Origin of the sequence: Aliidiomarina iranensis, assembly GCF_003987135.1 — a bacterium.
Classification (GTDB): Bacteria; Pseudomonadota; Gammaproteobacteria; order Enterobacterales; family Alteromonadaceae; genus Aliidiomarina; species Aliidiomarina iranensis.
The window spans coordinates 183,844-208,939 of the sequence record NZ_PIPJ01000001.1; the positions used below are offsets into that span (position 1 = coordinate 183,844).

Annotated in this window: 21 protein-coding genes; 12 read left to right on the top strand and 9 right to left on the bottom strand. The window is 47.2% G+C overall.

The genetic code is table 11. The annotated features are described in order from the left end of the window. Window positions 1–16: 16 nt before the first annotated feature. Window positions 17–1,381 carry an oxygen-independent coproporphyrinogen III oxidase gene (gene hemN, locus CWE08_RS00865; RefSeq protein WP_126764778.1) on the bottom strand — a complete coding sequence of 455 codons (1,365 nt, stop codon included), beginning with the start codon at window positions 1,379–1,381 and terminating at the stop codon, window positions 17–19. A 193-nt stretch (window positions 1,382–1,574) separates the two neighbouring features. On the opposite strand from hemN, the gene CWE08_RS00870 reads away from it, so the two are divergent. Further along, a complete protein-coding gene (locus tag CWE08_RS00870) occupies window positions 1,575–1,952 on the top strand; it encodes a SirB2 family protein (RefSeq protein ID WP_198677028.1) in 378 nt (125 codons plus the stop codon). A 44-nt stretch (window positions 1,953–1,996) separates the two neighbouring features. Here CWE08_RS00870 and CWE08_RS00875 read toward each other — a convergent pair whose 3' ends face one another. From CWE08_RS00875 to CWE08_RS00890, 4 genes are read right to left on the bottom strand one after another with little or no spacing between them, the layout of a single operon-like run. Then, complete coding sequence (locus tag CWE08_RS00875) at window positions 1,997–3,574, bottom strand: GMC family oxidoreductase N-terminal domain-containing protein (RefSeq protein WP_126764779.1); 1,578 nt, start codon at window positions 3,572–3,574, stop codon at window positions 1,997–1,999. Next, complete coding sequence (locus CWE08_RS00880; protein ID WP_126764780.1) at window positions 3,561–4,184, bottom strand: twin-arginine translocation pathway signal protein; 624 nt, start codon at window positions 4,182–4,184, stop codon at window positions 3,561–3,563. The genes CWE08_RS00875 and CWE08_RS00880 overlap by 14 nt, the downstream gene beginning before the upstream one ends. Window positions 4,185–4,234: 50 nt before the next feature. Continuing rightward, window positions 4,235–5,668: a coniferyl aldehyde dehydrogenase gene (locus tag CWE08_RS00885; protein WP_126764781.1), complete on the bottom strand. Its 1,434-nt coding sequence runs from the start codon at window positions 5,666–5,668 to the stop codon at window positions 4,235–4,237. Then, window positions 5,665–6,483 carry an SDR family oxidoreductase gene (locus CWE08_RS00890; protein ID WP_126764782.1) on the bottom strand — a complete coding sequence of 273 codons (819 nt, stop codon included), beginning with the start codon at window positions 6,481–6,483 and terminating at the stop codon, window positions 5,665–5,667. Before CWE08_RS00890 ends, CWE08_RS00885 begins: the two co-directional genes overlap by 4 nt. Window positions 6,484–6,723: 240 nt before the next feature. Between CWE08_RS00890 and CWE08_RS00895 the strand changes: the two genes are divergently transcribed. Together CWE08_RS00895 and CWE08_RS00900 are read left to right on the top strand one after the other, a co-directional pair. Then, window positions 6,724–7,944 carry a sensor histidine kinase gene (locus tag CWE08_RS00895; RefSeq protein WP_126764783.1) on the top strand — a complete coding sequence of 407 codons (1,221 nt, stop codon included), beginning with the start codon at window positions 6,724–6,726 and terminating at the stop codon, window positions 7,942–7,944. Window position 7,945: 1 nt separating this feature from the next. Continuing rightward, window positions 7,946–8,458 (top strand): response regulator transcription factor, encoded by a 513-nt coding sequence (locus tag CWE08_RS00900; protein ID WP_126764784.1) that lies wholly within the window; start codon window positions 7,946–7,948, stop codon window positions 8,456–8,458. A gap of 73 nt (window positions 8,459–8,531) precedes the next feature. Here CWE08_RS00900 and CWE08_RS00905 read toward each other — a convergent pair whose 3' ends face one another. Further along, a complete protein-coding gene (locus CWE08_RS00905) occupies window positions 8,532–9,260 on the bottom strand; it encodes a DUF1499 domain-containing protein (protein WP_126764785.1) in 729 nt (242 codons plus the stop codon). A gap of 181 nt (window positions 9,261–9,441) precedes the next feature. Between CWE08_RS00905 and CWE08_RS00910 the strand changes: the two genes are divergently transcribed. Both CWE08_RS00910 and CWE08_RS00915 read left to right on the top strand, forming a co-directional pair. Then, window positions 9,442–10,320, top strand: a complete 879-nt coding sequence (locus CWE08_RS00910) for a sterol desaturase family protein (protein ID WP_126764786.1) — start codon at window positions 9,442–9,444, stop codon at window positions 10,318–10,320. Then, a complete protein-coding gene (locus tag CWE08_RS00915; RefSeq protein ID WP_126764787.1) occupies window positions 10,317–12,488 on the top strand; it encodes an FAD-dependent oxidoreductase in 2,172 nt (723 codons plus the stop codon). The genes CWE08_RS00910 and CWE08_RS00915 overlap by 4 nt, the downstream gene beginning before the upstream one ends. Here CWE08_RS00915 and CWE08_RS00920 read toward each other — a convergent pair. Beyond that, window positions 12,485–14,401 carry a M1 family metallopeptidase gene (locus CWE08_RS00920; RefSeq protein WP_126764788.1) on the bottom strand — a complete coding sequence of 639 codons (1,917 nt, stop codon included), beginning with the start codon at window positions 14,399–14,401 and terminating at the stop codon, window positions 12,485–12,487. The genes CWE08_RS00915 and CWE08_RS00920 overlap by 4 nt on opposite strands. Before the next feature lie 201 nt (window positions 14,402–14,602). Between CWE08_RS00920 and CWE08_RS00925 the strand changes: the two genes are divergently transcribed. Continuing rightward, window positions 14,603–15,076, top strand: coding sequence for a hypothetical protein (locus tag CWE08_RS00925; RefSeq protein WP_126764789.1), 474 nt, complete (start codon window positions 14,603–14,605; stop codon window positions 15,074–15,076). A 58-nt stretch (window positions 15,077–15,134) separates the two neighbouring features. Continuing rightward, window positions 15,135–16,106, top strand: coding sequence for a YeiH family protein (locus tag CWE08_RS00930; protein WP_126764790.1), 972 nt, complete (start codon window positions 15,135–15,137; stop codon window positions 16,104–16,106). A 147-nt stretch (window positions 16,107–16,253) separates the two neighbouring features. Here CWE08_RS00930 and CWE08_RS00935 read toward each other — a convergent pair whose 3' ends face one another. Continuing rightward, window positions 16,254–16,871: a glutathione S-transferase family protein gene (locus tag CWE08_RS00935; protein WP_126764791.1), complete on the bottom strand. Its 618-nt coding sequence runs from the start codon at window positions 16,869–16,871 to the stop codon at window positions 16,254–16,256. A gap of 30 nt (window positions 16,872–16,901) precedes the next feature. Then, window positions 16,902–18,296, bottom strand: coding sequence for an ATP-dependent RNA helicase DbpA (gene dbpA, locus CWE08_RS00940; protein WP_126764792.1), 1,395 nt, complete (start codon window positions 18,294–18,296; stop codon window positions 16,902–16,904). A gap of 182 nt (window positions 18,297–18,478) precedes the next feature. Here dbpA and CWE08_RS00945 point away from each other — a divergent pair, with 182 nt between their 5' ends. The 5 genes from CWE08_RS00945 (at window position 18,479) to CWE08_RS00965 (ending at window position 25,092) form a co-directional block, all read left to right on the top strand. Next, the gene (locus CWE08_RS00945) at window positions 18,479–19,327 is read left to right on the top strand and encodes a motility protein A (RefSeq protein ID WP_126764793.1); all 849 of its coding nucleotides are present in this window, start codon (window positions 18,479–18,481) and stop codon (window positions 19,325–19,327) included. Further along, window positions 19,324–20,091 (top strand): OmpA/MotB family protein, encoded by a 768-nt coding sequence (locus tag CWE08_RS00950; protein WP_126764794.1) that lies wholly within the window; start codon window positions 19,324–19,326, stop codon window positions 20,089–20,091. The genes CWE08_RS00945 and CWE08_RS00950 overlap by 4 nt, the downstream gene beginning before the upstream one ends. A 118-nt stretch (window positions 20,092–20,209) precedes the next feature. Next, window positions 20,210–21,370, top strand: a complete 1,161-nt coding sequence (locus CWE08_RS00955; protein WP_126764795.1) for a ligand-binding sensor domain-containing protein — start codon at window positions 20,210–20,212, stop codon at window positions 21,368–21,370. Continuing rightward, on the top strand, window positions 21,371–23,236 hold the full coding sequence (locus CWE08_RS00960; RefSeq protein ID WP_126764796.1) for a ligand-binding sensor domain-containing diguanylate cyclase: 1,866 nt from the start codon (window positions 21,371–21,373) through the stop codon (window positions 23,234–23,236). Between the two features lie 269 nt (window positions 23,237–23,505). Beyond that, complete coding sequence (locus CWE08_RS00965) at window positions 23,506–25,092, top strand: ABC-F family ATPase (RefSeq protein ID WP_126764797.1); 1,587 nt, start codon at window positions 23,506–23,508, stop codon at window positions 25,090–25,092. Window positions 25,093–25,096: the final 4 nt, after the last annotated feature.

The following is a 25,096-nucleotide window of genomic DNA, read 5'->3' on the forward strand; positions in this document are numbered from 1 at the left end:
GTATACTCGCGCGAATTCACACTACTTTTGAATAAGCGTTTTGGCCAGTTGCAAGGTAGGCATCGAAGGCACTGCAAATACTGCGAACCCATAGCCTGCCAGCATCGGTTACACGAATCTCTTGTTCATCCATTTCTACTAAACCATCCGCAATAAAATGATCGAGCTTACCCATACAATCGGCGAAGTAAGTGTAGAAATCTAGCGCCCAGCGGCGCTCGAAACTAGGAATATCGAGTTTAAAATGGCAGATTAATTCTGCAATTAAATGAGCACGAATTTTATCGTCTTCGAATAATTCTACCCCCTTGGAAATAGGCAATTGATTTTGCTCCAAAGCACTGTAGTAATGTTTTAAGTCCTTTTCATTTTGCCAAATAACGCCATCAATTTGGCTGATAGAAGAGTTACCTAACCCTAATAAGGCATCTGATCCATGTGTTGTGTAGCCTTGGAAATTTCTTTGTAACTTTCCGGTTTGCTGAGCAACCGCTAAATCATCACTAGGCCGGGCAAAGTGGTCCATGCCAATGAATTGATAGCCGGCTTGAGTGAAAGTTTTTATCCCCATGTGTAGTAGTTTCAGCTTCAATTCTGGAGCCGGCAGGGTGTGATTTTTTATCTTCCGTTGCGCCGCAAATCGAGTGGGTAAATGAGCGTAGCTAAACAACGAGATACGATCTGGGTTGAGAGCAACTACCTTGTTCAAAGATGCTTGAAAGCTTTCAGCCTGTTGCTGAGGTAAACCGTAAATCACATCAAGATTAATGGAAGCAAAGCCCAACTCCCGAGAGCGTTGGATCAAGGTAGCGACCATATCGAAATCTTGTACTCGATTAATGGCAATTTGTACCTGCTCATCGAAATCTTGAATGCCGTAGCTCACGCGGTTAAAGCCTAAATGTTTTAAATGCGCCAGCTTATTTAACGAACAGCTCCGTGGGTCAATTTCGATACTCGTTTCGTAATCTGCATTGGGAACAAAGCCCAGATGAGTTTTGAGCATGCACATTAAACGGCTTAATTGTGCTTCGGTGAGAAATGTAGGTGTCCCCCCACCAAGATGCAAGTGGCCAACCTTTCTGTGCTTTAAAACCGTTTTATAGAGCCGCATTTCCTGCTCTAAAGCATCGAGATAACGATCTGCTTTGCTTTGATGCCGAGTTACAATTTTATTGCAGCCGCAGTAATAGCAAAGCTCGTGGCAAAAGGGTAAATGAATATAGAGGCTCAAAGTATCCGTACTGGTTTGTAATGCTTCAATAGCGCGCCGCCCGGCGAATGGGCTGGCCAGTGCAAGTGCAGTTGGATATGAGGTATAGCGCGGCCCGTTCACGTTATAACGCGCAATAAGCGATGGATCCCAAGATATTTCCGCCATAATTAACTTTGCCTCAGCCGATAGGAAGTTTGCTTCATGATGAAAGTATACGTATTCGCTAGCTTGGTAACTTTGATCTGCCACAAATCAGCGAATAGTTAATGCATGGGAAAAATATTCCGGTAGGATAGAACGCGTTGGCTAGAAACCTTCGAATTGGGCTTAATCACCGAAAAATAAGAGAGTAATGATCATGGAATTGTACGCACCCTTGAAAGGCATTCACATGCTAGCAGCCTACCTTACTGGGCTATTCTTAGTACTTCGCCTCGGCCTAGATGCCTTGGGAAAACCTGGCTGGCGCACCACGCCGCTGCGTTGGATTCCGCATGCAAATGATACCGTTCTATTGGTGATGGCGATATCCTTGTTAGTGATTGCGGGTTGGAATGTGCTAGAGCATGCGTGGCTATTGCTAAAAATAGTGTTTCTAATCGGTTACATTGTTGCTGGTATTTTTGCAATTAAGCCAAAATTTCCGAAACGAACTCGCATTGTTGCCGCTGTGTTGGCCTTCGTGCAATTGGCGATTATTTTCCACTTAGCCATGGCGAAACCCATGCTTTGGTAATGTGAGTATTGCGGTGCGCGTGAAAAGCGCGCACCAAACTTTGCTCAAGCTAAAAAGTTGGTAGCTAATCGAGCCACTAAAGCATAAATACTCAGTTGTGGGTTGGCGCCAACGCTGGTGGGAAATAACGAACCGTCCATCACATACAAGTTTTGCAGTTGGTGGTGCTGGCCTTGCGGATTTACTACGCTCATGGTTGCATCTGCACCCATCGGGCAGCCGCCCATAACATGCGCGCTCGAAAGGCGAACCGAAACCGGTTCATAGGCTAGATGCGCCAATTGCGCCTTGAATTCGCTGAGTGAGCGTGTTGCCGTGCCGTGAATATGTAACGGTGTTACTTCTGTGGCGCCGGCGGCAAATTGGATTTCAGCCATTTTTACGTAGGCCTCAGCAACTGTAGCCCAAAGCCGATCTCGCAACGGATAGTCTACCACCGCATCACCATTTTTACGCAACTTCACCTGGCCACCGAGGTCGTCTTCGAAAAAGCCATCGCGCATGAGTGCCAACATGAGATTACTCTTGGCTAAATCTTGAATCCGTTGAAAATGTTGTTCGCCAAAGCCACCCATGAGCGCCGCTACAATACTAGGCTGCATGGGCGGTACTTCAAGTTTAAAGCCCATACGTTCGCTTGTGGGTGCCACTTCATTGAAGTGATCTGAGTACACCGATTGAGGCGCACCATAAAAGCCATCAATTGCCCTGGGGAAGGTAGCGAGAGTCATGCAAACAGGATGCAAAAAGGTTCGTTTTCCAAGCTGTTGATGCGGATCCGGCGCTTTCGAACGAAGCAACAAGCCGGGGTTATTAATAGCACCCCCGGCGAGAAATAAATTCGGTGCGGTTAGCGTAAACCGGCGGCCATCGGCCTCTGTAAGAGTGCCGTTCATACCTTGGCACTGCACCCCGAGAACCTTACCCTGATGGTGATCCAGCTTTACTGCACGCAAGCTATGTATAAGTACCGCACCGTTTTCAAGGGCCGCGGGTAAGCTGGTAACTAGCATGGATTGTTTCGCATTTACTGGGCAACCGGTGCCGCAATAGCCAAGATTCCAACAGCCCTTTACGTTGCGGGGAATAATATCCCAATCCCAATTCAGAGCTTCGCAGCCTTTGCGAATAACATCATTGTTAGCATTTGGTGCCATTTGCCAGCGGCTTACATTCAGGCGTTGCTCCATGCGCTCAAACCAAGGTGTCATTTCGGCCTCGGTGGCATAGTCGATGCCCCATTTCGATTGCCATTGTGCCAGCGTTGAATTCGGCGTGCGAAAGCTACTGGTCCAGTTTACTGTGGTGGTGCCACCTACTGTGCGGCCTTGCAAAATGGCAATGCCACCATCGGCTGAGGTTCGTAAAGCACCTTCTTGATAAAGCTCAGCATAAGCTTTGAGCTCATCGTTATGAAAATCGCTAGAAGTTTTTAATGAGCCTTCTTCCAAAATATACACTTGCAGGCCAGCCGCACTTAAAATTTCGGCCGCAGTAGCACCGCCCGCTCCAGAACCAATAATGATGACATCGGGGGCAGGCAATTCAGGCAGCCGTTGATTGCCATCGAATACCCGCCAACCTTTTTGCATACCTTCACGGAATATATCAGGAACCGGCATTGGCACCTCGCAGAAAACTTGGAATACCGGGGTAGCCAATATCAGCCCACGATTCTGGGCGCCCATACCATGCCATTTGGCAGAGCTGGCAAATACCCTGATAACCGAAGCGGAATAACTGCACACTACTATTTTGCCAGCGTTGTAAAAACGCCTCGATATCCGCAGGGCTAGCTTGTTGCCATTGGCCCCAATAACCCGATACAAGCCCTTGGGTGGCAGTAAAGGTAAGCAAATCAACTAAATCGCGAATTTGCTTCTGCATGGCGGGGCTGCTGTGCGCCAACATGGTATCAAGTTGCCCTAACGTATTGGTGACAACGGGCGCGCTCGCAGGATTAGCAGAACTCGTTAAACTTGCTTGAAAACTTGGATTTGGCCCCAGCACAACCGGCAGAAGCGCCCCGAAAAACAGAATATCCTGTGGCCTGAGCACCATATAATTGGCTTCTGCACTGGCAGATGCGCGCTGCTGCCAGCGCACACCGGTGTAGCCTACAACACTTACCAAACTACCTACTGCAGCAAGCGCAAAAGCACTGCGGCCACTAAGCTTTAAAAAGCCGCGGCGGCTGGTATCCACTTGTTCGCTATGTTTATCAGCAGGCATTGGTGCCGGTAACTCCTAAAAATAAATGTAATTCAGCGTGTTCCAGTGTATTAGCGGATGAACAATTTATAAATACTGTTCAACAACTTACCACCATACGGCGGATACACAAATTTTGCGCTGTTCAACTTACCTTTTTGCAGCACCGCTTTCGCTTTACTGAAAGTAAGGAACCCTTCGTAACCATGATAATGCCCCATTCCTGAAGGGCCAACTCCGCCAAAGGGCAGATCATCTTGGGCAACATGAAATACCGTATCGTTAATGCACACACCGCCAGAATGGGTAGTTTTAAGAACCTGCTCACGCTCGCTAGAGTCCTTACCAAAATAATATAACGCTAATGGGCGATCACCTTGGCGAACGTACCCTAAAGCTTCAGCGAATTCGGTGTAGGTGATAATCGGTAAGAGCGGGCCAAAGATCTCATCTTGTAACACTTTCATTTCCGCTGTGGCACCGGTAATTAACGTAGGTGGAATAATCCGAGTACCAGTGAACGATTCGTTCTTCGGGTTAATGGGCGTTACGTTGGCGCCTCGGCTGATGGCATCTTGTAGTACATCGTGCAGGCGATCGAACTGTTTTGCATTAATAATCCAGCTGTAATCTGCATTTTCTTTAAAGCTTGGATACATCTTAGTAAACGCATTGGTAAGTTCGGTTACCACTGAATCCAACTGGTTTTCGGGGCAGAGAACATAATCTGGCGCTACACAGGTTTGCCCGGCATTTAAAGCTTTACCAAAGGCGATTCGTTCTGCAGCTTCGGCAATATCGGTATTCGCTTGGCCAATGATTGCGGGCGATTTGCCACCTAGTTCTAGTGTAACTGGCGTTAAATTTTCCGCTGCCGCTTTCATCACATGCCGGCCAATGCTTGTACCGCCAGTAAACAGCATGTGATCGAAGGGTAGGCGCGAAAATTCGGCAGCAACCTCGGCTTCACCGGTTATTACTGCTACTTCGGTAGCGGGGAAAACATCGGCGAGTAGTTTTGTAAAGGCCTCTGCGGTAGCCGGTGTAAATTCACTCATTTTGATCATCACCCGGTTACCTGCGGCGATAGCCGCGGTAAGTGGGCCCATGGCCAAATATAGCGGGTAATTCCATGGCACGATAACACCCACAACACCCAAGGGTTGATACTCAACACGGGCCGATGCGGGTTGAAAGGCTAAGCCCACTTTGCGGCGCGAAGGGCGCATCCATTTACGCAGGCGTTTACGAATATAGTTAATGCCTTCAATTGAGGGTAAAAGTTCAGCAAGCCTGGTTTCATCAGCCGAGCGGCGGCCAAAATCTTGGTTGATGGCGCTGATTAAAGCCTCTTGCTGGTTTAATAAGCCGGCTTTTAACTTATCCAATCGCTCAATTCGTTCTGCCGCTGACCAATAGGGCGTGCTGTTAAAATGGGTTTGCTGCGCGGTAAACAAAGTTTGCATGCTGCTTTTTTCCCCGCTCGATTGCGCTTGGTTGCTCATTTTCGGCCTCCAAATTTCGCAGTTTGTTTTTGAATCATTTTCGCGTAAAGGCTTCTTGGTAACCAACGCTTTAAGCGCCAAGTGCGGCGAGCCAGTGCATGGGGCAACACATGGAATTTACGTTGGGAAACGGCTGCGGCCACTTGTGCCGCGATGTCATCAGCGGTGAGATCGCTTTTGCTCATCAATTTATCCAGCGTTTTATCCATGTTGGGTACCGTGCTGCGCATGCTATTGCCAAGGTTGGTTCGAAAGAAGGAAGGGCAAACAACGGTAACACCGATATTAAACGGGGCTAGCTCATTTTCTAAGGTTTCCGAAAGTGATACCACCGCGGCTTTCGTGGCGTTATACGCCGACATGTTGGGTAAATCTAACAGCCCGGCCATAGAGGCAACATTCACGATGTGGCCCTGGCCCTGCTTTTTCAGCAGAGGAGTGAACACGCGGCAACCGCGAACAACGCCGAGCATGTTAATTTGGGTTATCCATTCCCAATCCGCCATACTTACATCATCAATTGCGCCCACTTGCGCCACACCGGCATTATTAACAACAACATCAACACCTTTCCAGGACTCCGCTAAGGTATCGGCAACCGCCTGCAAATCACCATCTTTAGTAACATCACAATGAAAGTAACGAACTTCGGCAGCAAGTGGTTCTAGTTCGGCCACAGCTGTTGCTGCGTTTTCGTTTGAAATGTCACCAATAGCGACACGCCAACCTTGCTTTGCATAAAAGCGAGCAATGGCTAAACCAAAACCGCTGGCGCCGCCGGTAATGAAAATACGTTTTTGTGTGTTGTTGTTCATGGCTATTAAATTCCAGTTTTGTATTATGAATTTATCTTACGCCTAATTGAGCCAAGGTTACACCCGTATGAACAATAACTAAGCTGGAAAAATCTGGCCAGAAAACAGCTTTGAACTGAACCTTTGCCCTAATTATTGTTTATTGCGCCTAACCGGAAAAAGCTATTGCAAAACAGCAATGTGGAAAACCAAAGAGATAACAGTATACTCATCCATACGCTTTCAATTTAAAGGCTGATTATGCAACGGGTGGTGGCATCAACATCTTGGTTTATTCGCGCGCTGTATAGTGCCTCAGCGGTTATTTTTACGCTCGTGGCGTTGCTGCAAATTCAGCGGCAAGAATTTAACCTGCTCGTAATTTGGTTAGGGCTTGGGCTCTTTAGCGCCACTGTAGGTGCCATTACGTGGCTATTACGAGAGCGAAAATCGGAGGCGCTCGCCTTTGCCCAAATATTCGTTATTGTATTGTTGTGGGTTTGCGCACTGGCCTTGAGTGGCGGCGCCATGAACCCGGCGAATTCGTTCTTACTCTTGCCTATCGCCATCGCTTTTTTAATGTTATCTGCCCCGAGAGCGTGGGTTATTCTCCTCACAACCTTTGTAGCTCAAGCAGTATTTTTTTGGCAAATGCAGACTAGCCAATACGCGAACACTGAACTTGCTGATCATTACGCCGCGATGTCGTTCACCTTTTTCGTGGCCGCCACATTATTAGCCACAATGATCCGAATTGTGCGCAAACGTTTGGAAACAAGCCAAGCAAAACTACAAAAAATGCGCGAAGATCAGCTAAGGCAAGAGCAGATACTGGCGGTAGCTACAGCATCGGCGCAATATACGCATGAATTAGCCACACCTTTGGCAACGGTGAGCCTGTTGCATGGGGAGCTTGCTGAGGAGTTTCCTGATCATGTTGTGGTTCGGGAAATGGCAGAACCGCTATCGCGAGTTACTCACCTATTAAAAGATTTGCGGCATGTAACCCTTTCGCTAGATCAAAATGAAATGCAATTATTTTGCGTAAATGAACTATTGGCTGAGTTACAAGAGCAGCTCACCATTGCTCATGCCTCGGTGCCCATAGAGTTTGTTGCGGGTAACGAAGGGCATTTTACCATTGAAGCGGATTATGCGTTGTTACCGGCGATTTTGAATTTGATTCGTAATGCCGCACGAGAGGTAGAGAGTATCGGCCACGGGCAGGTGAGTGTGCACTCACTCCGCGATGGCCATAGCTGGTTATTGAGAATAGAAAATACGAATGAATCAATGACCGAGGAATCGCTTGAACGTTTAGGCACGAAACGCACGCAAAGTGAGAGTGGTTTGGGTATAGGCATGTTGCTCAGCAATGCTACATTGGAACGGTTTGCGGGCTCCCTTGCTATTCGGCTGCAAACGCCCAAGCTCGTTGTGCAAGAAATTCGAATTCCCCTGTATCAACTGCGAGAGAATTAAAATGCGCTTATTGATGATAGATGATGATGAAGCCTTCGCGCGGGTTATGCTTCGCCGATTAGAGCATCATGGTTGGCCTTCGGTGCATTGTTTAACGCCAAGCGTGGCTATGGAGGAATACGGGCAGGAGAATTTTGAAGTTATTTTGCTGGATTTAAACTTACAAGGGGAATCTGGCTTAAAACATTTAGAAGCATTAGCTCGGCGCTGGCCGAAAGCGCGAATTATTATTCTTACCGGTTACGCAAGTATCGCTACCACGGTACATGCCATTAAAAACGGCGCCGCTGATTATCTTACTAAGCCGATAGAAATTACGCAGCTATTGAAAGCCATTAGTGGTGAGGAAGAAGAGCCTGAGTTTAGTGAGGAGCCCGTGGGTGTAGATACGTTAGAATGGGAAATGATTCAACGCACGCTACAAGAGCATGATGGCAATATTTCTGCCACGGCGCGGGCATTGAAAATGCACCGGCGAACACTACAGCGGCGCCTACAAAAACGCCGTTCATGAGGTATAAAAAAACGAACAGTTCAGCTAACTGTTCGTTTTTAGGTAAATCACAAACATGGAACGTGGTTTCAACTTAGCGCATACGTTGCATCAAGCTTTCGCGGAACTCACGAATGCGAGCCGCGTTCGCACCCACATCGCTGCCGCCAAGGCGCGATTTGCTGCGCATATCTAGCAGCGTTTCACCACCATCACCTTGAATACGAATAACCACATCATCTTTGAATCCGAACCAAGTAGTGGTTACCGTGGCTTCGATGCGGCCATCGTTCGCTTCGGCTGCTACGATTTCCCAACCTGTTCCCTGCACTACGGCGAGAGCGGCGGCAAATACATCGGCTGGCGCTTGTTGAAAACGCATGGTTTCAATATCGGGGTAAGCTTCGAGTTGCTGGCGGGCAACATCAGGGCCTGCATATTCAACAGGGTTCGGCGCATCGGCCCGCAAAGGCGCCACAGCCACAAACTCCGGCGGGTTTACGGTATCGGTACTGATATCATGAATTGCGGGCACGCTGCGTGCAGTTTGTAGCTGATTATAGGGCATATAGAAAGATACAAAGCCGAGAATTAATGAAAGGCCAAGAATGGCGCGGTGCTGATTCGAACTCGGCCGTAAAATAACGAGTGCCAGCAGAACCAGCACGATAGCCGCGATGCCAATGTATGCAGCCCAACGCATGAGCAAAAATGCGTTGCCAAGGCCAAGAATTTCGAGCCGATACAGTGGCCCTGAAATAAATAAAATAAATAGCGCAGCGAAACCGCTAATGCCGGCAAGCCAGCAAAGTAACTTCTTCATGGTACCTTCCTCGTTGTTATTAGATGTTTCTTCGGCGTCCAGATTAAAATATGTGCGTTACTGCTAATCATAGCCTTAAATAGAAGCCTTGGTTGAAAGTTTTTTCAACACGATGAATATGTTCAGGCAAAGCTTACGTATCTGTGTATCATGATAGTTCATTGGTTAGGAAAAGATTTTCATGGAAAACTTACTCTCATATGAAATTTGGCTGCGCCTAAGTGCTTTTTTAGGTTTGTTGGCTTTATTTCTCTCTTGGGAAGGTATTGCCCCGAAACGCTCAAGGGAGCGTGCGCGCAGAAGCCGTTGGCTGAGTAACGGTGGCATCATTATTATCGATTCCATTGCCCTTCGCTTAGTATTTCCAACCGCCGCTATTGGCGTTGCCCTGTGGGCCGCGGAAGCACAGTTTGGCTTGCTGTATTTAGCGCCCAACTTACCGGTTTGGTTGCATGTGATTTTGGCGATTTTGGTTCTTGATTTTGCCATTTGGCTCCAGCATTTAACCTTCCATCACGTGCCGTTTTTGTGGCGGCTACACCGAATGCATCATAGCGACGTGGATGTAGATGTAACAACCGCTGTGCGCTTTCATCCAGCAGAAATGATATTGTCTATGCTGATAAAAATGGCGGTCGTTGTGCTCATTGGCGCACCCGCCGCCGCGGTATTGTTGTTTGAAGTGATATTGAACGGCACCTCGATGTTTAATCACAGTAATATCAAAGTGCCTCGTAAAGCTGAAAAAGTGCTTCGTTGGTTTTTGGTAACGCCCGATATGCACCGTGTGCATCATTCGTGGCATAAACGCGAAACTAACAGCAACTTTGGCTTTAATTTGCCTTGGTGGGATAAGCTTTTCGGTACTTATCGAGCGCAACCAGAAGATGGCCATGAAAATATGGTGCTGGGTTTACATGAATTCCGTGAAGCTAAGGGCAACAGCCTGCATCGCCTCCTGTTACAGCCGTTAGTGACACCGAACAGTCGTGTTTCTGAGGGCCGAAGATCCGAAGAAAATGCACAATCATTCAATTCCAACAACAAGGGAAATTCATGACCGGCACCAATAAAGTTATTCTTCGATTAGTTCTACTCTTGGTCATAATAGGTGCCATTACGGCCTTTTATATTCTTGATTTAGGCCAATACTTATCACTTGCGGAGTTGCGGGAGCAACAACAGGCTCTGGCCGCTTATCGGCAAGAAAACTTCCTTCAGCTTTTCCTCATCTGCTTTGCGGTGTATGTAACCGTAACGGCGTTATCTTTGCCGGGGGCCACCATCATGACCCTGAGTGTAGGGGCTATTTTTGGTTTCGGCTGGGGGCTCGTTATCGCATCGTTCGCCTCTACACTGGGTGCTACATTGGCGTTTTTGATTGCGCGTTTCTTTTTACATGATTGGGTGCAAAACAAATTCAGTGATCGCCTTAAGAAATTTAATGAACGCTTCCAAAAAGATGGTCCGTTTTACCTACTTACATTGCGTTTAGTGCCTTTGTTCCCGTTTTTTGTAGTGAACTTGGCGATGTCGCTTACCAAAATTAAAGCCTTTACGTTTTACTGGGTATCGCAGTTGGGCATGCTTGCAGGCACTGCCGTTTATGTGAATGCGGGAACGCAATTAGCTAGCATCGAAAGCACGGCAGATATCTTTTCAACACGCCTGCTGCTCTCTTTCACGCTCTTGGGAACCTTTCCGCTAATTGCGAAGGCGATTTTAAGTGTTTTGGAAAATCGTAGAGCGCTAAAAGGTTGGCAAAAACCGAAAAATTTTGATCGCAACTTGGTCGTTATTGGCGCTGGCTCAGCAGGTTTAGTATCGGCGTACATTGCGGCCGCAACAAAAGCGAAAGTTACCTTGGTAGAAGCGAATGCAATGGGTGGTGATTGCTTAAATACGGGCTGCGTGCCCTCGAAAGCCTTGATTAATGTTGCTCGGCAGGTGAAGCAACGGAATACCGCGGGTATGGGCTTGCCGGCAGTGGCCACTGAGGTGAATTTTCCGGAAGTAATGGCGCACGTTCAGCAAGTGATTAAGAACATAGAGCCCCATGATTCGGTGGAACGCTACACTGAGCTGGGTGTTGATGTGGTGGCGGGCTACGCGCGTATTATTTCACCTTGGGAAGTAGAAATAGATACAGATTCCGGCAAACAAACCCTGACCACTAAAGCCATTATTGTTGCTACCGGCGGTAAGCCTTTGGTACCGAACATACCGGGTATTGATCAAGTAAACGTGCTTACCAGCGATTCGTTATGGGCTGTGCAGCAGTTGCCGAAACGATTGCTAGTTATGGGCGGTGGGCCAATTGGCTGTGAGCTGGCGCAAGCCTTTCAGCAATTAGGCAGTGCGGTAACTCAGGTGGAAATGAGCGAACGCCTGCTGGCAAAAGAAGATACCGAAGTTTCTGAACTATTAGCCGAACACATGCTTGCCGAAGGTATTGATTTGCGTTTGCAACATCGCGTGGTTGGCTTTACCGGTACACAAAGTGAGGGCACGGCTCAGCTTGAGATTTTAGATCACGATGGTGAAGTAGTTGGCAAGGATGAAGTGAGCTTTGATGCGGTATTAGTTGCCGTAGGCCGCAAGGCGAACTTAACGGGCTTTGGTTTAGAAGAACTCGGTATCGAAACAACACAGATACTGCCAAGTAATGAGTTTATGCAAACCAGCGTGCCTACTATTTATGCCGCTGGTGATGTTACTGGCCCATATCAATTTACCCACACGGCATCGCATCAGGCTTGGTATGCCAGTGTGAATGCACTATTTTCTCCGTTAAAGCGTTTCAAAGCCGATTATCGAGTGATTCCGTGGGCAACATTTACGCAGCCAGAAATTGCAACGGTGGGCATGAATGAGCAAATGGCTCGCGCGGCTGGCATTGATTACGAAGTTACTCGCTATGGCATCGACGACCTCGACCGAGCGATAGCCGATAACCAAGCTTATGGTTTTGTTAAAGTGCTCACTAAACCGGGCAAAGATAGCATTCTTGGCGTTACTATTGCCGGGCCAAAAGCTGGCGATTTAATTGCAGAATTTGTGTTGGCGATGAAATATAACCTTGGTTTGAATAAAATTTTAGGCACGATTCACATTTACCCAACGATGAGTGAGGCGAATAAATATGTAGCGGGAAATTGGCGCCGAGCAAATGCACCGGAAGGTGCGTTGCGTTGGGTAGAGCGTTTCCACACTTGGCGCCGAGGCTAAAGCCCCAGCACTTGCTCTACTTGATCGCGTGTTAGCACGTGATAGCTCGGCTCAGCTATGGCATAAATACGCTTCGCCTCTTCGAGCCCTTCAGGCGTGGCTGCAAGCGCACGGTAAACACCCAGAATATAGGCTAAACGGCCCATACTTGTGAGCATTTCTTCTACTCTTGGCATAGCGGGCTCATAGTTGTGCGCAATCGCAATGGTAAGCCAAGTGGATAGCACGGAATTATTTTGCGTGTTGGTAAGGTTAAATTCGCGGTCCATACGCGCTAATTGCGCTTGGCTTATATCGCTGAGTAAATTGGTTAAAAAGTACAAACGTTCGTGAATGCTCCAAGCGCTGATATCAATGCTTTCGCCAGCAAACCACAGGGCTTGCGCCTCGGCAACCCGCTCAAACGCTGCTATTTGCGATTTCGGTGCATTGCTTGGCAACCCGGGAGCATACAACCATTGCATGATCTCATTGCGCGATACCTGACCAGGGTTCGGATTAATCAATTCGCGTTCTAGGTAATCTTGAAATTCCGCGGTGGTTAGGCTTTGAAATGCAAAATCAGCAAAGTACTGACGTACAAATGCATCAAAGGTATCGCGGCCGAAACGCTCCTCTAGGAAAAACAGAAATTGCTGTGCTTTGGTGTAGGGCACGGCTGTGAAACTGGTGTCTGGGTCTCGTTGAGCAAGCTCAATATGCAAAACCTGCTGGCGCTCGGATAAATTAGGTAACGCTGCATCAAGTGATTGTGCATCAAGCATGCGCTCCATAAGTGCGCGCTCTTCACCATACACCGCCTCCATGATTCGGTTTTCAACGTATGAGGTAAAGCCTTCGTTTAACCACAAATCGCGCCACGTGGCGTTGGTCACTAAATTACCCGACCAAGAATGCGCAAGCTCATGAGCGATTAAGCTTACTAAACTCTGATCACCGGCAATAACGGTAGGTGTGAGGAAGGCAAGTTGCGGGTTTTCCATGCCGCCGAACGGGAAACTTGGCGGTAAAACTAACTGATCATAGCGATCCCATGCGAAGGGCCCAAATAACTGCTCAGTAACCGCCATCATATCGGTTGTGTAATCAAATTCGGCCACCGCAGCTGCTAGTATTGATGGCTCTGCATAAATAGCCATGCGTTCATTTAGAGCATGAAAATCTAAATCACCCACTGCTATCGCCATTAAATAGGAAGGTATTTTCTGTCGGCTTTCGAACTGGTAAACCCCAGTGCGTTCTGGGTTTGGTGGGTTATTCGCACCCATCAAGCCAATTAATTCTGGTGGCGTACGTAATTCAGCGGTGAAGGTTAAACGTTCGGTGGGGGTATCTTGGATTGGAATCCAGGTGCGCGCGTAATGCGGCTGCGATTGGCTGTATAAAAACGGATGCTCACCGCCCGCAGTGCCTTCGGGCGCAACCCAATCTAAGCCGGTTGCATTGGGTGATGAAGAATAATGCACACGAACACGTTCAGTACCGGCCGGCAAACTCACCGAGAGTGGTGTACCGAGAATACTATCGCGCTCGCCAAGTGCGAAATCAGTAGCTGCCCATTCGCCGTTTGTATAGGCTTCCGCCCGAGCGATAGCGAGCATTTCAGTGTCGAGAACTAAACGATCCGCATCGGCATCAAGGTATTCGAGCTCAAATTCTACATAACCAGAAAGAACTTTAGCGGCGAAATCGACGGCTAAATTCAAGTGTAAATGCGGCGTCCGTACTTCATTACTATTAGCAAAACTGTGCTCATCAATAGTGGGTGTTTCTACGCGCCAGTGGTTCTCAGTTTGAGTATTTTCGTTAGCGCCAGCAGTAGCAGATTCGGTTACTTCGCGCTCAGCAGGAGAACAGCCCCAGAGGCTGATGCAGGCGGTAAGCAACGCAGCTATTAGATATACATGTTTCATTATGAGTGTCCTTTACTTGAATAGCTCTGAGTATGCGCGAGCATGCACACTTCAGCAAGCTCAGGATGATTTTTCCTTACTTCATGGCGCTTGTTCGGTAAAGTTGCTAAATTCATGGAATTGATATTCTAGCATGCTGAGTTAGGCTTCCATGTTGATGGCAACATTGTTTATCTTGGGCGAAAATAAGCAGGGGCAAGAGTGCGGTTAAAGTTGTTGTTTTTAATTGTTTGCGTACTCAGTGGCTGTGCGGTTGAGCGCGTAGGTGGCGAAGAATACGTGGTATCTACCGTACGGTACGGTGAGGGTGTGATTAGCCCAGCCTCTGCGAGCATAACTGAGGGTGAGCGCGCGATTTTAACCCTAACACCCGCCGCCGGCTGGCAGCTTGATCGTGCCGAGGGCTGTAACGGAGAGCTTGTAGGGCAAGAATACACAACTGGCCGTATTCGCGCCGATTGCACCGTGCGTGTATGGTTTGAAGAGAATACGGCCTACACTATGAGTGTCGCCTTTACTGACTTCAATGGGAAGCTGATAAATGTGAGTTTAGTGAGCTCTGATCCACAAAGTTTTGGTTCAGAAAGCACTGGTGGGGAAAGCTCTGGTGGAGAAAGCACTAGTGGAGAAAGTATTGGCTCTGAAAGTTTACCTCGTGAGGGCGTTGGCCATTAATGTTTAAACTTCCCACATTCAATATCGCTGTAATTATACCCCTGCAAATGGAGCTTGAATGCAAGTTATCGCCCTAAAACATATCATCTTCCTGTTTGTTGGAATGCTTTGCCTAACACCGTTAATTTCCTCTTCGCTTGCACTCGTGCTGGGGTTAGCTATGGCTTTGTTAAATTGGGTGCCACCACAGATTAACCCCGCTAAATTAGTGAAAATGTTGCTAGCCGTATCCATTGTTGGGCTGGGTTTTGGTGTTAGTTTTGCCGCCGCTAAATCAGCTGCACTTGCGAGTTTGCCAATGATTTTGGTGTTTATCATCTGCACTTTATTGTTGGCTGTGGGCTTTGCTAATTGGTTAAAAATGGATAGGAAAATAGGTGTACTAATTGGTTCTGGCACGGCCATTTGTGGTGGCAGCGCCGTGGCAGCTGCGGGCCCAAGTATACAAGCGCGGCCAGACCAAATGGCGGTAGCACTAAGCTGCGTATTTGTACTCAATGCCGTGGGTTTGGTGGTTTTTCCTTGGGTAGGCCATTGGTTAGCCATGAGCCCACAAGATTTTGGTATTTGGGCGGCAATTGCGATTCACGATACTTCTTCGGTGGTTGGCGCTGCCGAGGTATATCATACTGATTCATTAGAAATTGCTACCGCTGTAAAACTTCTTCGCGCATTAGCTATTGCGCCAGTTGTTATCGTTCTGGCATTTATTTATCAACACCTACAAAAGCGTAATAAAGCAGTTACAACAGCGGCAAGGCAAACATCTCTGATCAAAGTGCCGTTAGTGCCGAAATTTATTCTTTTCTATTTGGCCGCTATTTTAATCGCTAATCTACTGCCTCAAGGGGAAATGGTTTACACCGAAATATTTGCGTGGGCAAAGCGGTTGTTGGTGGTGTGTTTGTATTTGGTGGGTGCATCAATGTCGTTAAATGCTATTCGAAACGCTGGCTTCAAACCAATGCTGCTGGCCATTCTGCTTTGGTTGCTAGTATCTGTTGCTTCGTTGTTGTGGATTCTAGCTTAGGGGGCAGGCGGTATAATTCTGAAATTATAGATTGTTGCTGTGTAAATTTTGTTGGCATAGCCATTGAATGATTCGCGCTGCGCAGCGAGCCACTTTTACTAGAGCTGGCTCGCTGTTTACATTCAAAGCATCTTCAACTCAAATTCGTTACGCTTTCGCACTGTCGCGAGCATTAATGCGATCGTGCCATGCTTTTAAGTTTGGCCGGTCATCCCCCACACGAATTCCGATAGTTTTCCCGAATTGAACTGTGGTGTAGGCGTTGATATCAGCGGCGGTAAAGCGTTCACAACATACAAACTCATGCTCTGCAAAATGAGCTTCTAAAAAATCGAAAAACTCAACGGCTTTGCCGCGGCAATCGTCCGCCCATTCTTTGATGCAATTCATTCGGTCGTTAAAGTAGCCACTACCATGTTGAAAGCTCATACCGGTAGGTAAAAAGAGATAAAAATCAACCCAACGTAGCCATTGTTCTATTTGAGCTTTTTCAAGTGGCGAATCACCCAGTAAACTCTGTGTTTCCGGATGCGATTCTTCAATATAACGGCAAATAGCCATAGTTTCAGAAATGCACACGCCATCATCAGTTTCCAACACGGGCACTTTTTTCATTGGGTTTTTGGCCACAAATTCCGGTGTTAGGTTATCGCCTTTTTGCAGATCCATTTCCACGCGCTGAACTTTATCGAGTAAACCTTTTTCAGCAAGAAACATGCGCACTCTTCGTGGGTTCGGTGCCACCGCCATTTCATATAATTTCATGTTGTGCTTCCTATTCGTTGTTTTTACGAGTTAACGCACCCGAAAGGCACGAAAACTTCGGCCCTTGAGCCGGTTATTGTTGAGTACGTGCAGCGCTACGCGTTCTTTTTCTGGGCTAACCGCAACATAGCTCCAAGCCGCCTGCACTTGAATTTTACCAATTTCACTGAATGGCACCTGATTATCCTTGGTTAGGGCTCCTACAATATCACCCGGGCGCAGTTTGTGCTTCTTACCCCCCAGTATTTGCAAAGTAACCATAGCCGCGGCAAGTGGTTCTTGTGTTAATAGCTTCTGCTCAGGCAAGGCTTTTAACTCAATGCGATATTGTTGATTTTGCCGAGCGAGTAAATCCTCTATCAGGCTCAGCCCATGCTGTTCGCCTTCAGCCACCAAAGTTACCGCCAAGCCCTCTGCGCCGGCACGGCCTGTGCGGCCAATTCGGTGTACATGGGTATCCGTATCATGGGCAATTTCGGAATTTATCACCAAATCAAGATCGGTAATATCCAAGCCCCGTGCGGCAACATCGGTAGCTACTAAGATTCGAGCACTGCGGTTATTAAATTGAACTAAGGTTTGATCACGATCCTTTTGTTCTAAATCGCCATGTAACGCTAACGCGCTGTAACCTTGTGCTCGTAAAGAATCGGCCATTGCTTGCGTTGCGCGCTTGGTGTTGCAAAACACCACACAACTGGCCGGCTGATAGGCCTGTAAAAGGCGTTTCACGGCGTTATCCCGCGGCACGCCATTTAAACTATAAAAGGCTTGTTGAATGCTACTTTGCTCGGGAGCATCAGCAACAACAATAGTTTCTGGTTGTTGCAATAAACCGGTTGCGAGTTGTTCGATCTGCGATGGATAGGTAGCACTGAACAATAGGGTTTGCCGGTTCTTCGGCGTAGTTTTAATAATGGCTTTTAAATCATCTTGGAAGCCCATTTCCAGCATGCGATCGGCCTCATCAAGCACTAATGTTGTCAGCTCTGAAAAATCGATACGCTGATTATTCAGGTGATCAAGAATACGGCCAGGCGTGCCAACAATAATGTGGGCCCCGTGTTCTAATGAAATAATTTGTGCGCGTTGTGGTACGCCACCGCAGAGTGTGAGCACTTTAATGTTGTGCATGCCACGGCCTAAGGTGCGAATTTCCTCTGCAACTTGGTCGGCCAATTCACGAGTTGGGCAGAGCACTAGGCTTTGCACGCGAAATCGCTGCACCTCTAACTTTTGCAATAACCCGAGCGCAAAGGCCGCAGTTTTCCCTGAACCAGTGCGAGCTTGCACAATTACATCTTTACCGGCTAACACATGCGGCAGCGCTTGCGCTTGCACCGGTGTGGTTGCCGAGTAATTGAGTTCATCAAGTGTTGCCAGCAACGGGGTTGCCAGAGGTAAAGTTGTGAATGCTGAGGTCATTGCGAATCCTTGAATAAATAATGCCGCAGTATAGCAAACATAAGCGCTACGCGTATCCAGCTAGTTTTATTAAAAAAGCTGGCTGATTTGATTTGCATCAGGCTAGGTAACTGCTAAATTCGCTAGTATTATTTGCACTCTCAATGCGCCGAGCTGGCCTCATTCAATCATTTTGGAAACTTATGAATTTATCAACCTTAATCGGCATGCTATCGGGAATGGCTATTGTATTTGCTGCTATTTTTTTCACCGCAGAAGATGCTTGGAGTTTTGTTAACCTGCCCGGCTTGGCCGTAGTTTTGGGCGGTACTTTTGCCGCCACATTATTAGCTTATCCGCTACGTGAAGTTGTGAATGTTTTTAAGATTCTATGGATAGTGCTTAAGAACGAACGTTTGTACGCGCAAGATGATCAAAAAGAGCTTGTTAGCGTGGCAAGGCAGTTGGTGCAAGGCGATTTAATTAAAGTAGAAGATCAACTCGAGCAAGTGAAGAACCCCTTTTTGCGCACCGGCCTTGAATTATTGATTAATAATACGCCGCATCAAGATATGTCCGAATTGCTGGAATGGCGCATTGTAAAAATGAAAATTAGAGAAAAAGCTGAGGCGCAAATTTATCGCACCATGGCTATGTTCGCGCCGGCATTCGGCATGCTGGGAACGCTTGTGGGCTTGGTAAACATGTTGCAAGGAATGGGCGAGAGCAATATGGCGCAAATCGGCTCCGATATGGCCTTTGCGTTGCTAACCACTTTATATGGTGTAGCTCTGGCTAATCTATTCTTCAAACCTATCGCCATTAAATTCGAGCGCAGAACCGAGCGTCGGGTTCAGCTCATGAATATGATTCGTGAAGGCGTGATGCTGATAGCAAAAGGGAGAAGCCCAGTATATATCCGCGAATATTTGAGTACCTTTTTTGCCCATGTGGAAGATGAGTTAAACATTTCCGATAAGGGAAATGGTTCTGGCAATGGCAAGAAAGCATTCAAAGATGCGATGGATAAATCTAAGAGCCCACTCTCATGAGATTTAATTCAAAGAGCTCCTTAGCTGCCAATGCCGCTGAATTAAAGCAAGATCGTGAGCAAGCTGCGGAGGTAGTGCGGCGGCAAAATTTTGCCGGTATTGATGATACGCCAGTGCAAGAAGATGAAGAGTGGGTAACCACTTACATGGATATTATCACCTTGCTTTTAATTCTTTTTGTTGTGCTCTTAGCAAACGCCGATTTTAGTGGCTCACCTGCGGAACGTGAGGAGCTCACAAGAGCCAACGCAATTTTGCAAGTGCTGGGCATAGACCCGAAAACCACTACTGACGAGGAATTGCTAAATATCGGCACGAAGTTAAATGCGGAATTTTCTGCAGCCGGGTTGGGCGATATGGTAGAAATCTCCAATACCCCAGGCTCGTTGAATATTCGCCTTAGCGATCAAATCTTATTTCCAAGCGGTGAAGCTCAATTTGTGGATAGTTCGGCGAGCCAAGCAATGCAACCGATTGTGGCGATTTTAAAAAATAGCAGTTATCACATTAGCGTAGAAGGGCACACCGATAGTGTTCCAATTAACACGGCACAATTTCCCAGTAATTGGGAACTATCTTCTGCCCGAGCTACTTTTGTTGTGCGATATTTGATCAGTGAGGGTATAGAAAGTGGAAGGTTGCGTGCTATTGGTTATGCGGAAAGTAAGCCCATTGCCGATAACGCAGACGCCGCTGGAAGAAGCCAAAATAGGCGCGTAACTATTGTGCTAACCCTTCCGGATGAGCCTGCGGCTGTAAACTAAACGCGGATAAATAAATGAGAAAGTGGGGCATTTAACGCCAATTTATGCCCAACTCATAAAAAAAGAGCTATGCTTTAAGGATGAGGCAAACGTGCTACAAACTAACAATAAGAATCGAATGCAAAAAACTTTGGCTCTATTAACGGCAGTATTTTTCTTTGCAGTGGCGCTTAGCGATTCGGCGAGCGCGAATGCACACCTTTCCGATCCAGTGTCGGTGCAGAATGCAGATGCTGCAGCTATCAGCCCAAAACCTTTCTCTCGGTACAATAAACCACTTACTCAATATGCTTTGAGCCAATGGAACACCCGCGATGGCTTACCGCATAATTCCGTAAATAGCATTACCCAATCGGAAAATGGCTATCTCTGGCTTGCTACTTGGGAAGGCCCAGTGCGGTTTGATGGCCGCAGTTTTACCGTGTTTGATAATGTTGCAGAGCTTCAGGTGCCAGAGCTTGGGGTTGTAGGTATCGCGCATGATGCCAGCACCGATGAAATTTATATTAGTGGTTTGCGCGGCGGTGTTTCTCGCTTTAATGGTGAGCGTTGGCAGGGTTTACCCTTGGCGCCTTCTTTCGCCTTCCGAGTGTTAGTGGATGCAGAACAGAATGTGTGGGTAACGGCTTCGAACGCTGGGTTAGTGCGCTACGATCGCGAAGGGAATATGCATCGTTATCAGCAAGCCGATGGCTTACCTGGTAATTTTACTTATCACCTGTATGAATCTCCCGCTACCGATGTGCGCTCGCGCGAAATCTGGGTGGGAACAGGTAGTGGCTTGGCTCGCTACGATAGCAATACCGATCAGTTTGTAGCAATTCCCTCTGTGGCAAGTAGCCAAGTTCGTGCTGTTCTTCAACATTCAAACGGTATGCTGTTAGTTGCTAGCGACCAAGGCTTGTTTTATCAAAATAAACCCGGAACCGATTTTTTGCCTTGGCCAAGAGCCATTGAAGGCACCATTACGAGTTTGGAAGAAGGCCCAGATGGTGCCATTTGGTTTGGCACTATTAGCCACGGCCTAGGCCGCATTACGGATAGCAATTTAAGTACCCTTTCGATCGAAAACGGTTTACCGAATATTCATGTGTTGGATATTTTCCGCGATCGTGAAAATAACATGTGGGTTTCTACCCATGGCGGTTTACTGCAGCTTAGAGATGCCTTGTTTACCAGTTTTACTCGCACGCAGGGGCTCGTTGGCAACTATGTTCGAGCAGTTATGACAGATCAGCAAGATCGGCTTTGGGTGGGCACGAATGAGGGCTTAGGCTGATTGGCTAATGGCGAATTAGGTATTCCAGCCCCCGAATTTACCCAAATCTCAGTACTTGCGTTAGCGGAAGACCAGGAAAATAGCCACTATTATATTGGTGTTCATGTAGAAGGGTTATTGCAAGTTATTGATGATGAGATTACCGCTAAGCTGAGCCGAGCCGGCGATAGAGTGCTGGGTGAAGTTCGCAGTATTGTGAAGTTACCGAATTCTGATTTGCTAGCCGTGGGAACGCCCATAGGCTTGATAATTGTTGAAGCAAAAGTGGGTAAACTTACTCACATTAGAACGATTAGCACGGCTGATGGTTTGCTAAACCCCATCGTAACGAGTTTAGCACTCGATGAGCAAGGGCACCTTTGGGTTGCTTCCACATCGGGTATTTCCAAAGTTTATATCGAAGGAAAAAACGCAGAAGCTGTATTAGATTGGCGAGTAGAACCACTTAACCTTGACCACATTACCCAAGCACGCAATACCTTTGCGGTAATCAACCATAATGAACGCATGTGGTTTGCTACCGATCGCGGTGTATTAGTGCATACACCAACCGATTGTCCTGCAAACGCAACTACAGCGGCAGCGGCGGAGTATCAGATAGCAGATGCGGCTTGCTGGCGCTGGATAAGCCGAAGCGATGGGTTACCTTTTGATAAGTATTTTTCCTTGGCTTTTGATTTCGAGGGTAACTTGTGGCTCGGTAGCAGCAGAGGGGTAACTCGTTTGAGCCAAGGCAGTTTAGAAACTTGGTTAGGTGATGCTTCTACTACCATAACAAGTGCTCATTTTGTGGAATCGGATGGTATGGCAAGTAGCCAAATTAACACAGGTGGGCCTGCTTCTGCGGTGGATAGTGAGGGCCATGTCTGGTTTGCTTCGGCACGCGGTGTGGTGGTAGTTGCTCCGGAAGAGTTTGGCTTGCATGAACTCACTGCGCCACCTCCGGTGATTGAACAAGCACGTTCGAATATGGGGGCTTTTGCTCCTAACGCAGAGTTAGCAGCCGATGATGATCGAGTTGAATTCCATTACATTGGTTTAGGTTATCGTATGGCAGCCCACATTGAATATCAGGTGCGGCTGCGCGGTTTTGACGATGAATGGATTCTGCGTGAAAACTTAACTGTTGCTGAATACACCAACTTACCGCCGGGTGATTATGTATTTTCGGTGCGCAGCCGTTACCCCGGAGGAGAGTGGTCAGCGAGCGTTGATCTGCCGTTTAGTAAGGTGCCGTATTATTATCAAACTTGGTGGTTTTGGTTCATGGTCATGGCCGCGGCCGCAGTTTTCATTTGGTATCGAGTGCGGAGTTTAAGTAAGAATCAGGAACGGCTAGAGCGGCTAGTGGAAGAAAAAACTGCCGCATTAGAAGCACTTGCCCATGAAGATGCACTTACGGGGCTACCCAACCGTAGGGCCTTTGATCAGCGTTTGCAGCTGGAAGTGAAACGCAGTCTTCGCAATGGCTCGAAGCTAAGTTTAGCGGTACTTGATCTTGATCACTTTAAGCAAATTAACGATCAATACTTGCATGAATCCGGCGATCGCGTGCTGCAAAAACTGGCAACGGTTTTAACCGATTCGATTCGTGAAATTGATTATGTAGCCCGTTGGGGCGGTGAAGAGTTCGCTATTCTTTTCCCCGGAGCCGGGCTGGAAGAAGCCAAATTAGTGTGTGAACGTATTCGGTTAGCTATTGATTACACAGATTTCACTGAAATTAACAGTGGTATTCACGTTACGGCAAGCATTGGCGTGGCGGAAATAGGTAGCGATTTTGATTATCAAAATTTAATGGTGCGAGCCGATAAAGCATTATATGAAGCGAAAGATAGCGGCCGTAATGCGATTCGCTGCGGTTAATCATTCTCCTTGCTCGTAAATTAAGCTTGCTAATTCAAGGTTGAATTCGCTTTTCCGTTGCCCCTAGCACCGCACACAAGCCCTTTTACCTTGCTTAATTAACGCAAAGAGAGTACATTACCGCGCTCAAATTTTGTGCGTTCCCCTCGGTGATTGGTTAGGTTAAACCCTTTAGTGAAACCTTTAAGTTTAGGTTAAATCTTTAACTTAAACGTTAGCACCAAGTTGGCCACATCATTCCACTTTTTCGTTGTTTGGATACTCAATACGTGATTTCTGCTGCAAATATCACCATGCAATTTGGTGCAAAACCTCTGTTCGAAAATATTTCTGTTAAATTTGGCCAAGGCAACCGCTACGGTTTGATCGGTGCTAACGGCTGCGGCAAATCTACCTTTATGCGGATTCTCAGCGGTGAGCTAGAACCTTCAGCGGGTAATATTTCGGTAGAGCCGAACATGCGGGTGGGGAAATTACGCCAGGATCAATTCGCGTACGAAGATTTCTCAGTTATCGATACCGTGCTCATGGGCCATGAAGAGCTCTGGGCAGTAAAAGTTGAGCGCGATAAAATATACAGTAATCCGGAAATGAGCGATGAAGACGGCATGCGCGTTGCCGATTTGGAAGTGCAATTTGCCGAGCTGGATGGTTATACCGCGGAATCTCGCGCTGGCGAGTTACTTTCAGGTGTGGGTATTCCCGAAGATCAGCATTGGGGCTTGATGTCAGAAATCGCGCCGGGCTTGAAATTACGTGTATTGCTAACACAGGTGTTGTTTGCTGATCCAGATATCATGCTACTCGATGAGCCTACCAACAACCTGGATATCAATACCATTCGTTGGCTGGAAGATGTATTGAATCAACGCCAATGCACAATGGTGATTATTTCTCACGATCGCCACTTTTTAAACAGCGTGTGTTCGCATATGGCGGATATTGATTACGGTGAACTCCGCGTTTATCCGGGCAACTATGATCAATATATGTTCGCAGCCACCCAAGCGCGGGAACAGCTGCTTGCGGATAACGCGAAGAAAAAAGATAAAATCGCTGAATTGCAAAGTTTTGTGAGCCGCTTCTCGGCGAATGCTTCGAAAGCTAAGCAGGCTACATCACGGGCAAAACAAATCGAAAAGATTCAGCTTTCTGAAGTAAAAGCTTCGAGCCGAGTAAATCCATTTATCCGCTTTGATCAAGATAAGCAGCTTTACCGGTTAGCCTTGGAACTCACCGAAGTGAATAAAAGTTTCGATGATAACCATGTATTAAAAGGCCTATCGAGCGTTATTGAAGTGGGCGAAAAAGTGGCTATTTTAGGTGCGAACGGCATTGGGAAATCTACGCTCTTAAAATGCTTAATGGGCGATTACACGCCAGATTCGGGTATTGTGAAATGGTCGGAGAATGCAAACATCGGCTATTACGCGCAAGATCACGCGCACATGTTCAAAAGCAAAATGAATGTGCTCGATTGGATGATGCAATGGAAGAAACCAACCGACGATGAGCAATCGGTGCGCGGTGTTCTTGGCCGCATGCTATTCTCGCAAGATGATATCGCTAAGCCGGTAAGTATTCTTTCTGGTGGCGAAAAGGGCCGAATGATTTTCGGCAAATTAATTCTCCAGCGGCCGAACATTTTGGTGATGGATGAACCTACAAACCATTTGGATATGGAATCTATTGAATCGTTGAATATGGCGCTAGAAAAATATGTGGGTACTTTGATTTTTGTTAGCCACGATCGCGAGTTTGTTTCATCATTAGCTACTCGAATTATTGAAATTACTGATAATGGCCTGCGCGATTTTTCTGGTAGTTACGATGATTATCTTAAAACGCTGAATTGAGTAA